The 9,794-nt window shown below is 66.5% G+C and carries 11 protein-coding genes; 2 read left to right on the top strand and 9 right to left on the bottom strand.

The window, feature by feature from the left end:
- From NS6_RS27695 to NS6_RS27685, 3 genes are all read right to left on the bottom strand, one after another.
- A partial coding sequence (locus NS6_RS27695; RefSeq protein ID WP_245669529.1) for a caspase family protein occupies positions 1-1,189 on the bottom strand: 1,189 nt, incomplete at its 3' end.
- A 67-nt stretch (positions 1,190-1,256) separates the two neighbouring features.
- Complete coding sequence (locus NS6_RS27690; RefSeq protein WP_157112974.1) at positions 1,257-1,607, bottom strand: hypothetical protein; 351 nt, start codon at positions 1,605-1,607, stop codon at positions 1,257-1,259.
- Between the two features lie 523 nt (positions 1,608-2,130).
- Positions 2,131-2,910 carry an NAD(P)H-dependent oxidoreductase gene (locus tag NS6_RS27685; protein ID WP_068047674.1) on the bottom strand — a complete coding sequence of 260 codons (780 nt, stop codon included), beginning with the start codon at positions 2,908-2,910 and terminating at the stop codon, positions 2,131-2,133.
- 138 nt (positions 2,911-3,048) lie between these two features.
- Here NS6_RS27685 and NS6_RS27680 point away from each other — a divergent pair, with 138 nt between their 5' ends.
- Positions 3,049-3,897: a helix-turn-helix transcriptional regulator gene (locus NS6_RS27680; protein WP_068047671.1), complete on the top strand. Its 849-nt coding sequence runs from the start codon at positions 3,049-3,051 to the stop codon at positions 3,895-3,897.
- Between the two features lie 86 nt (positions 3,898-3,983).
- Here the strand turns inward: NS6_RS27680 and NS6_RS27675 are convergent, their stop codons facing one another.
- The 4 genes from NS6_RS27675 to NS6_RS27660 all read right to left on the bottom strand — a co-directional run bounded on the left by NS6_RS27675 (position 3,984) and on the right by NS6_RS27660 (position 8,428).
- Positions 3,984-4,907 (bottom strand): TIGR03564 family F420-dependent LLM class oxidoreductase, encoded by a 924-nt coding sequence (locus NS6_RS27675; RefSeq protein WP_068047668.1) that lies wholly within the window; start codon positions 4,905-4,907, stop codon positions 3,984-3,986.
- Positions 4,908-4,917: 10 nt separating this feature from the next.
- On the bottom strand, positions 4,918-5,634 hold the full coding sequence (locus NS6_RS27670) for a TetR/AcrR family transcriptional regulator (protein ID WP_068047665.1): 717 nt from the start codon (positions 5,632-5,634) through the stop codon (positions 4,918-4,920).
- 118 nt (positions 5,635-5,752) lie between these two features.
- Entirely contained in the window at positions 5,753-7,684 is a 1,932-nt protein-coding gene (locus NS6_RS27665) for a S9 family peptidase (RefSeq protein WP_068047662.1), read from the bottom strand.
- A gap of 138 nt (positions 7,685-7,822) precedes the next feature.
- Complete coding sequence (locus tag NS6_RS27660) at positions 7,823-8,428, bottom strand: TIGR03086 family metal-binding protein (RefSeq protein ID WP_068047659.1); 606 nt, start codon at positions 8,426-8,428, stop codon at positions 7,823-7,825.
- Between the two features lie 118 nt (positions 8,429-8,546).
- Between NS6_RS27660 and NS6_RS27655 the strand changes: the two genes are divergently transcribed.
- Complete coding sequence (locus NS6_RS27655) at positions 8,547-9,005, top strand: MarR family winged helix-turn-helix transcriptional regulator (protein WP_068047656.1); 459 nt, start codon at positions 8,547-8,549, stop codon at positions 9,003-9,005.
- A gap of 52 nt (positions 9,006-9,057) precedes the next feature.
- Here the strand turns inward: NS6_RS27655 and NS6_RS27650 are convergent, their stop codons facing one another.
- Together NS6_RS27650 and NS6_RS27645 are read right to left on the bottom strand one after the other, a co-directional pair.
- Entirely contained in the window at positions 9,058-9,498 is a 441-nt protein-coding gene (locus tag NS6_RS27650) for a type II toxin-antitoxin system VapC family toxin (RefSeq protein ID WP_068047653.1), read from the bottom strand.
- Entirely contained in the window at positions 9,486-9,764 is a 279-nt protein-coding gene (locus NS6_RS27645; RefSeq protein ID WP_068047650.1) for a hypothetical protein, read from the bottom strand. Before NS6_RS27645 ends, NS6_RS27650 begins: the two co-directional genes overlap by 13 nt.
- Positions 9,765-9,794: the final 30 nt, after the last annotated feature.

Genomic DNA, 9,794 nt, shown 5'->3' with positions numbered 1-9,794 from the left:
AGAAGATGCTGCTGGTGTGGCCGGTGAGAGGTTCACCGATCTGCTGCCGGTTGGCGACACTCCACAGTCGGACGATGCGGTCGGTGCTGCCGGTGGCCAGGGTCTGGCCGTCAGGACTGAACGCCACCGAGAGGACGCCGCCGGTGTGGCCGATGAGAGGTTCACCGATAGACGTCAGGGGGGTGAAATTCCGATCCCGGTCCCAGACGAGGGGACTGATGATTGCAGCGGCAGACAGGCCAACCGTCCCGACAGTCGCCGCTGTGGCGCCGATCAGTAGTTTGCGTCTGCCGACCATCTTGGAACTGGATGACGTGGGTATTGGTGGGCTATCAGCAGTGATCTGCTGGTTAGATGCGGTGTCGTCGGTGACATGCGCGTTGTTCGCAGGCGATGAGGGTTTGTCGGGTGCGGCTGGTGGGCGGTTGTTAGGGTTGCGTGCAAGGTAGATAGCGTCCTCGGTGCCATAGGTCCATTGCTGGGGGTTTTGGGCGCCGCCATGGATTCGAACGTAGGTGGCGGCATAGATGTAGGCATCCTCGACGGTGATCAGCCCATCACGGTCGCGATCGGCATCACCGGTACGTAAGCCTTCGACCAGGCCGGTGGTGAAGATCGAGCCGGCCGGTCTCGGGCGACGGGTCAGGGGACGGCCTTCGTAGGAGTATTCGCTGTCGCGGGAGGCGGTGAGCAAGATACGGCCGCGCCCTGAGGTAGCGAAGCGATGCCCGAGGTCGAGGTCGGTATCGCCCTTGGTGTTGGCGAACGCGCCGCTGTTGCAGCAGTCCAGAATCAGCACTTGGCGCCGGGCCCGCGTTTGCTCCATTCGTTCCCGCAGCCAACGCGATTCCACTGCAGTCGAAGCCAATTCGTCTTTGACGGTGTCGAATGCGGCGAAATACAGCTGACCCCACTGATCGAGCACACCGTGACACGACAGATACACCAGTACAACGTCATCGACTGAACGATTGGACAGGAATGTTGCCAAGGCACGACGGATTTCGCGTTCGGGTCGATTTATCACCTGTGTCACTTCGAACCCCCCGACCCGAGGATCGGCCAACACCTCGGCCATCGCGACAGCATCACGGACCGGCGCTCGGAGCTTGGTCAGCGCGGGATCGGTGTAGGTGGCACTGGCGATGATCAGGGCCGCACGCGTATCAGCCACGAGCCACCCGACCATGCAGGTGTCCTACCCCGCCGATTATCCGCATCATTTGGTCCACCCGTCCTACAAGCCCAAACGTGAGTCAGTCGCTGGTCGCATGTCGCGCCAGCCAAGCAGCGATCGCTTGCTCTTGCTGCTCTGGGAATTTGGCGGGGATCTTGATCAAATCACCACCGATACTCACTTCGACGGTTTGCCCACTGCGGCCGACCCAGTCCCGGAGTTTCGCGAACAGGCTGCCCAACGCCATCGCCCCAAGTCGCACTCCGATAGTGACCGACACCGCCGACAGACCTTTCGCCCCCTCTGGGACCACGGAATCCGCTACAGGATCGGCGGCGTCTATATCCAGACGCAGCAATTCATTACGTAGCCGCTGAGCCGACGCTGCTGTCTCACCGATCTCGTCACCGTCGAGAGCCTCGACCCTCACAAACAGATCCCAGTCTTGGCCCACACCGATCCCCTAATCGTAGACAACACCGGCCGCAGCGCCCGGGGGCCCAAAGTCTAACCAGCACAGACAAATACCGCATCCCGGCCAAGCATCCTGCACTCGACCTGACAGAGAAGAATGAGCCGCTGTCGCCGACACGCGCTGATAGCGAACGGCGACCGCTACCGCTGTTGCCATCCACTATCAGCGAGTTCGATACACCGAACCGAGAACAGTGTGTCAGGGCGAGTGCATGTCAGGACATGTGACCCAGGGCACCGGCAGGATGATCGGATGATCGACACATCCAAGAAGAAGCAGCGATGAGCACGCCCGGCCGGATCGCCGACGACCCGGTGCTGCCGCGGGGACTATCTCGCTAAAGGCTCCTCTCTGTGTCAAGCCTCGGTGAGCAGAGAGGTACCCTTAAATCCACAGTCCCTGAATTCCAGGGCCGGTAGCTCCCATCTGCAGGCCCGGGAATCAGCTCAGCACGTGCCGCGAAGGTCAGCACCGAGGGTCAGCCGCGCATATGTAATCCGAAGCCGGTGCGGCCCGCGGGTTCGAGTCCCTCTTTGAGCTGCAGCGAGGGTACGTCGTAGTCACCGGAGTTCTGCGGCCGGAAGGCGATCGGTTCGGTCGAATCCAGGGTGAGCAGGCGCCGCTCCCATGCCTTGGCGATATCCGGATAGGCTGCCGCGGTCAGCCGGTCGGCGCCGTACGAGACGAACGGCGGCAGCACCTCGATGCCCGGGTAATAGAGGATGCCGTGGTGGATCGGGAACAGCAGATCCTCGACCGGGCCGTTGACCCCGCGGGCGGAGTAGTGCGATTCCTGACCGCCGATGGTCACCGACAGCAGTGCCTTCCGGCCCGCGAGGGTTCCTTCGCCGTAGCGCTCGCCGTACTTGGTATCGCTGTGCTCGCCGACGCCGTACGCGAAGTGCTGGGTGAATACGCGGTCCACCCAGCCCTTGAGAATCGCCGGCATGGAGTACCACCACAGCGGGAACTGGAAGATGATCATCTCGGACCACCGGAGTTTCTCCTGTTCGGCGCGGACATCCGGGGTGAGGTCTCCGGCATCGAAGGCCCGGCCCGAATCGCGCACGACCCGCAACGGGGTCGATGCGGCGGGGCCGTAGTCGGCGGCGTCGACGACCGCCTTCCAGTTCATCGCATACAGATCACTCACCCGCACCTCGTGCCCCGCATTCTCCAGCGTGGTCACGGCGAGGTCTTTCAGTGCGCCGTTGAGCGATCCCGGTTCGGGGTGGGCGTAGACGATCAGTGCCTTCATCGGAACTCCTTCGGATCGGATGTCTTCGATCCTGGACGCTGCGGCGCCCGGCGTTCAGGGCCGTTTCTTCCACCGGACCGGGCTTCCTGGTATCGGCAGGACCACCTTCGCCGGCCCCGGCGCGGCCATACTGGGGATATGGACGATCTCGCGGGCTTCCTGCGGACCCGGCGTTCCCGGGTCGATCCGGCGGCCGTCGGCATCCCCACCGACAGGCCGCGCCGGGTCGACGGGCTGCGCCGTGAAGAAGTGGCGCACCTGTCCGGAGTGAGCGTCGACTATTACGTGCGCCTGGAGCAGGGGCGCGCCACCCAGCCCTCCGAACAGGTCCTCGATGCGCTCTCCCGCGTTCTCGGCCTCGACGACACCGAACGCGGGCACCTCTACCGCCTCGCGCGGCAGCGCCGCCGCCGCGCGAAGACACCGGGCGGGCAGGTCCGGCCGGAGCTGCTGCGGGTGCTGGACCTGGTCGCCGACGCTCCCGCGCTGATCATGAACCACCGCCTGGACGTACTCGCCGGTAATCGCCTCGCCGGGCTCCTCTACGGCCGGCCGATACCCGGCCTCAACACGGCCCGGCACATCTTCCTGGAGGAGGCCGATCGCGGCCTGTATGCGGACTGGGAGACCTGCACCCTGGACGCGGTCGGGCATCTGCGCTTCGCCGCGGGTAAGTACCCCGAGGACCCCGGCTTGGTCTCGCTCATCGGTGAACTCGCGATGGGCAGCGAGCGATTCCGCCGCCTCTGGGCCCGCGCGGATGTACGCGCCCGCACCCACGGGCGAAAGGCGTACCGGCACCCACTGGTCGGTCTCCTGGAACTGCACCAGGAGAACTTCGCCCTACCGGACGAATCGGGTCTGGAGTTGCTGGTGCTCTCGGCCGCCTCCGGCAGTGCCGCCGACGATGGGCTGCGTCTGCTCGCCGGGTTGGACGCGGACAGCACCGCCACGGATTCCACGACGGCCACTCGGGTACGCGACTGAGGCGTGTATCGACGACCTCGGTAGTTTCTGCGCACCGTTGTGCCGAATGGCCGGCCGGCGCCGGCTACCGTATGTCCGGCCACCGATCAGCGGCCGTCCGGCCGACGTCGATTCGTCAGGGCACCCAGCAGATCCGCCGTACGCGCCTGCTCTGCTTCGCTGCCGACGGGCATGGCCACCAGTTCTGTCGCTCCCGCATCGAAAAGGCTTCGGATCTGGCGTTCAACGGTGTTCTCGTCGCCGAGGATCGCGGTGTGTTCCGGTCCGCTGACACCCTCGTGTTCCATCGCGGCGCGATAGCTGGCGATCTCACTTGCCGCGCCGTAGCGATGGGCGAGCGTGGTTCTGATGTCGTCCACGTTGTCGGTCAGGCCGACGAACAGGCATACCACCACTCTGGGGGCCGTCCGTCCGGCGGCTGCTGCGGCCCGGGTGAGAACCGGAACGATGTGACGATCCAAGGCCGAGGGGCCGATCCACGTGGTCACCGTGCCATCGGCCAGTTCCCCCGCGACCCGCAGCATGGCAGGCCCCAGCGCACCGATCAGCACCGAGGGCGGCGGTAGCTGCGCGACATCGATCCGGCCCGCGGCTCGCAGGCGATCACCGGTGAAAGCTACGCTCTCGCCGCGCAGCAATGGCATCAACACCTGCAGATACTCCCGCAGATGCTGTGCGGGACGCGCGAACGAATACCCGAATTGCCCCTCGATGATGTGCGGATGACTGACGCCGATTCCGAGAGTCAGCCGGGAGCCGGTGGCGGACTGCACCGTCAACGCCTGGCCGGCCAACATCAGGGGGTGTCGCGGATAGGTGGGAACAACCGCCGTTCCCACCTCGATCGTCGTGACTTCCCGGCCGATCAGGGCGGCTGCGGTGAGGGCATCCCAGCCGGTGTTCTGGCCCAACCAGACGCTGCGCATCCCCGTATCGGCCGCGTGGTGAGCGCGTTGCACCAGATCGTTCACGGTGGTGCCCTGCTCATGGATCAAGGTTCCGATGTGCACGATGGCTCCTTCAATTCGTTGCCGGGCGCAGCTGCGCGCGCCCGAGGTCGGCCGTCTCGGTAAACATTCGGATCGCGCGCTCACTGATCTCCCGAAGGGCCTCCGGCCGCGCCTGCGGGACCTCGAAGGTTCGGTGCACGGTCGCAGCCAGCAATTGCGCCTTGCGCTCGAGCGAAATATCGGGCACGCCGCGGTCATAGGAGTCTTCACTCAGGTAGCCGTGCAGGATCGCGTGATATCCGTAGGAGATCTCGTCGACCGGCAGATCATCGCGCAACAGCCCGTGAGCGGCCAGCAGATGCAAGTAATCGTCGAATGCGCGATGATGGCCGCCGCCCTGATTCCGATGGAGCTCGACGGCGAGGTTGCCGAGCACGTCGAGGTCGCCGGTGTACAGCGCCCGCAACAACGGCCGCCGCATCACGCCGAGGAAATGCACCTCGGTCAGCCGATGTAGCGCAGTCGTCATCGCATCCTCGCGAAGCATCGTCACGAGCTGGTCGATCGAGCGCACGACCTCGCGCTGCAACACGGCGAGCAACAGCTCGTCCTTGGACTTGTAGTGCAGGTAGACGGTGCCCTTACCGACCCTCGCCCGTCCGGCGATGTCATCGACGGTCACATGCCGGTAGCCGAGCCTGAGCAGCAACTCCGCAGCGACGTCCAGGAGATGTTCGGACCGGCGATGGCGGGCTTCCGGAGTGCGGGCGCGGGCATCGGGCGACATGACCAGACTATATGACCGAATTCGAATATTGGTCAACTCCGGTCGCGCAGGGCGGCATCGTTTGCCGGCGTAACCGATGGTTCACCGCGGCAATCAGGCCGAACTCGGCGGCGGCGGGTCAGGAAGCCGTCGCCACTCGTCCGCCCAGATGCCGGGCCAGGAACCGTTCGAGCGTGCGGTACAGCTCGATATTGCTGTCCGGGTTGAGGAACCAGTGGCCCTCGGCCTCGTTGAGCAGGTATTCGACTTCGGCGCCGCGGGAGCGGAGCGCGTCGGCGATGCGGTCGGAGTGGCGCCGGTGAACGCGAACGTCGTTGGCGCCGTGGATGAGCAGCACCGGTGCGGTGATGTCGCCGGCCCGCGTGATGGGTGAGCGGGCGAGCATATCGGCTCTGTCGCGAGGATTGGCAGGGTCACCGATGTAGCGCAGGTAGCTGTTCTCGACCGAGCGCCGGGCGAAAGGGACGACCGATTCGACGAGGTCGACGAGGTCGGACATGCCGGTGTAGCTGACGGCTGCGGCGAACCGTTCGGGGGTGAAGGCTGCGCCGACGAGGGCCGCGTAGCCGCCGTAGGAGCAGCCGTAGATCGCGACGCGGTCCGGGTCGGTGTAGCCCTGGTCGATCACCTGGTCGAGGGCGTCGATGAGATCGTCGTGCATATGTCCGGCGAACTCGCCGATCGCGGCCCGGGTATGGGCCTTGCCGTAGCCGGTCGAGCCACGGACGTCGACCTGGAGCACGGCGTAGCCGCGGTTGGCCAGCAATTGCACTTCGGGGTCGTAACCCCAGCTGTCGCGGTACCAGGGGCCGCCGTGTACCAGCAGCACGGTGGGCAACCGCCGGGGTTCGATCCCGGTGGGCAGGGTGAGGTGGCAGGGCAGGGTCAGCCCGTCGCGGGCGGTGAGGGTGATCGGGGTGACCGGGGCCAGCCGACCGGGGTCCAGGTGCGGGAAGGGCCGGAACAGGCGGCGCGCCCGGCCGGTGGCGTGGTCGTAGAACCAGGTGACTCCGGGGTCGCGGTCGTGGGTGAAGTCGGCGACCCAGCGCTGCGCGGTGGAATCGCAGGACACGTGGGCCAGGTCGCCGTCGGACAGTTCGGCCAGCCGGGGCAGTACCGCGGCGAAATGCGGATCGAGCGCGTGGATCTCCTGGCGGGCACCGAGGTAGCGGGCACCGAGCAATTCGCCGGTACCGGGGTGCAGGATCAGCGCGGACGGGAAGCGGGGGTCGGCTTCGGGGCGTGGGGTGTCCAGGTCGAATACGGGGTGGCTGTCCACCCCTGTCTGCTCGCCGGTGGCCAGGTCGAGCCGGACCAGGCGGGTGCGGTCCGATCCGCGTGACGAACCGATCCAGAGCCCGCTCCCGTCCGGGGTCAGAGCCGCTGGGAGGACCGCGAAGAGGATGTCGGCGCCCGGGAAACGGGCGATCGGGCTCAGGCGGTCAGCGTTCGTCCATTCCGACAAAATATGGTCACCCCCTTCCGCCATCGTGAAGGCCAGCACACGACCGGGTGCGTGCAGCCACTGCACGACGTCGCCGGGGTTCTCCGCGATCGGGGACAGTCGGCCGGTCGCCAGTTCGAGCTCGAACAGGTCGGCCAGGTCGGGGCGCCGCGTGTTGAGCTGGACGAATACCGTCCCCGGCCGGTCCGGTGGAAGCTGCGTGCCGAGTAGCCGCACCCCCTCGAAGGGAGTCAGGTCGACCGCAGGTTCGCCGGGCCGGTCCGGGTCCGCGCGGTACAGATGCCAGTTCTCGTCGCCGTCGGTGTCCTGCTGGAACAGCAGGTAGCGGCCGTCGACGGACCAGAAGAAGGTGTCGATGTTGCGTTGTGTGCCGGAGGTGATGCGCAGGGCGCCCGGGATATCGGCGCCGGGTGCGTCATCGGGGGTGGTCCAGTCCGAATCCACGTCGCGGAGGAACACATTGAGCCGGCCGCGCCACGGGGCAAGGTAGGCGACCGTACTGCCGTTCGGGGACAGCCGGGCGCGGCTGCGGGCCGGTGGACCGAAGAACTCCTCGACGGCGATCAGCTCCGACGCGGAGGTCATCGGGTGTCCGGCTGGTCGATGGGTATTCACCCACCGAGTACAAACCCTGACGTCGCGGCATGCTCAAGTCCGCCCGGGGTGATCTCGGTCATCGGGCCCACCGCGGACCGGCACAACGACTTCGGCACAGGAACCGGCTCAGTGCGATTCGGGCCAGTTCGGGGACCGGCCGAGCATCCGCAGAATACGGTGGAGTGCCGAACCGGTGCCGGTATCCGGGAGCGCGTGCGCGAACGGCGATTCCGGGCTGTCGCGCTCCGGTCCGTCGGGGATCTGCCCGACGATCTGCCACACCGGTTCGACGCAGGCCGGAGCCAGTTCGTAGTCCTGCCCGACCGCCCGCGCGAGATCCCAGCCGTGAACCACATAGTCGACCAGGTGGAATCCGATGGCCTGATATCCGGGCACGGTGACACCGGGGCCGAATTCCGGCATGGCGAACAGCCGCTCCGGCACATCGCCCGGCGCGAAAGCGGCCAGGACCTCGTCGGCGGATTCGGCGTACTCCGCACTCGTATGCGGTCCGGGCGGGCGCGGCTGCCACAGTGCGAGATCGTCGCCCGCACCGCGCGCCGCGGCGGCGAAGCCGCGATGCTGGGCGGCCATATGGGCCAGGAGGTCTCCGACGGTCCAGGCGGCGCAGGGGGTCGGGCGGTCGAGCAGGTCGGGGGTGACGAGTTCGGCTGTTTTCACGGTGGCGAGCACGGCGGTCCGGTCGGGCTCGCGAAGGTCTTCTACAGTCATACCGAAATAATAGGTGCCCGCTTATCATATGTCCACGCTTACTATTTTGACGGACTGTAGCCCGCACCTCCCCGACCGGCGGCCGCCACGACCGGACGCCGGCCGGTAAATTCGATTCATGGGATCAACGGACCGTCCGGACCTGGCGGCAATGCTCGCGCCACTGACCCGCACACTCATCGCCATGGAACGCCCGGTCCTCGAGACATACGGATTGACCATGTGGGCCTACAGCGTTCTGGTCGCACTGAGCCGCGGCCCCGCCCGGGGCCAGGGCGTACTCGCCCAGGAGATCGGCGCGGACAAGACCCGCATCATCGCGGTCCTCGACGACCTCCAGGACCGCGGCCTCCTGCACCGATCCCCCGACCCGGCCGACCGGCGGGCCCGGCTGCTGGAACTCACCGACGAGGGGCACCGGATCGTCGCGCAGGCACAAGCCGAGATCCAGTCCCGCGAGGAACAGCTGGTCCTGCAACACCTCTCGCCGGCCGAACGCCGGGTATTCCTGAGTGCCCTGCACACCCTGGCAGACCTGCCCCGAAGCCTCGACGAGAACGATTCAGCGGCGGACTGACCGGCACGCCCGACCTGGGGGGCATCCAGTCCGATCAGCCGTCGAGCCGTCGTCAGTCCCGCAATCGCACCGCCCGGATCCCCAAACCCGGAATCCGTTCGAAGTGCCGGACGTTCGCGGTGGCCACCTGCCATCCGATACTGAGCGCCGTGGCAGCGATCTGAACATCGTGTGCCCCGATCTCCTGCCCCCTATTTGTAAGGTCGGCCCAGATCCCGGCGTGCACTCGGGCAGCGAGCAAATCGAACGGCTGCGGCGGGAACGCCGCGATCACCATCTCGACAAATGCCTCACGGCGCGGACGCTGCTGCGGACTTGCCCGGTGGACGCCGTGCAGCAGTTCCGACGCGGTGACAGCCGCCATGGCTACTTCTTCATCCACGCCGATCTGCTGCGCCAGTCGATCCGCCAGCTCATCCAGCGTCGCGGCACCGGACCGAGTGAACGCGCGCTCGAGATCGATGAAGACCGAAGTATCGATCAGCGTGCCCATGGATCGTCCGGCATCGACCCGACCGCGGCCCGCACTGCTTCCATATCGTCACCGAACCCCGGATCCGGAGTCGCGCCCGACCCGAGCAACCGCAGCGCCTCGCCGAGCCGACGGCCCCGCCTGCGCCGCGGCTCGGGGAACTCGTCGGGGTGCACAATGACGTAGGTGGGCCGCCCGTGACTGACGACCACGACGCTTTCCCGCCGTTCCACGGCCTCTCGCGCGCGGCGCGGCAACCGCGTTTCCTCGGCCCTGATTGTCGTCATGAGACAACTCTAGTCGATATCCGTACAGAA

Origin of the sequence: Nocardia speluncae NBRC 108251 (assembly GCF_001613245.1) — a bacterium.
GTDB classification, from domain to species: Bacteria; Actinomycetota; Actinomycetes; order Mycobacteriales; family Mycobacteriaceae; genus Nocardia; species Nocardia speluncae.
Note: the sequence above shows the minus strand (reverse complement) of the source record. Positions and strands in the feature narration are given on the sequence as shown.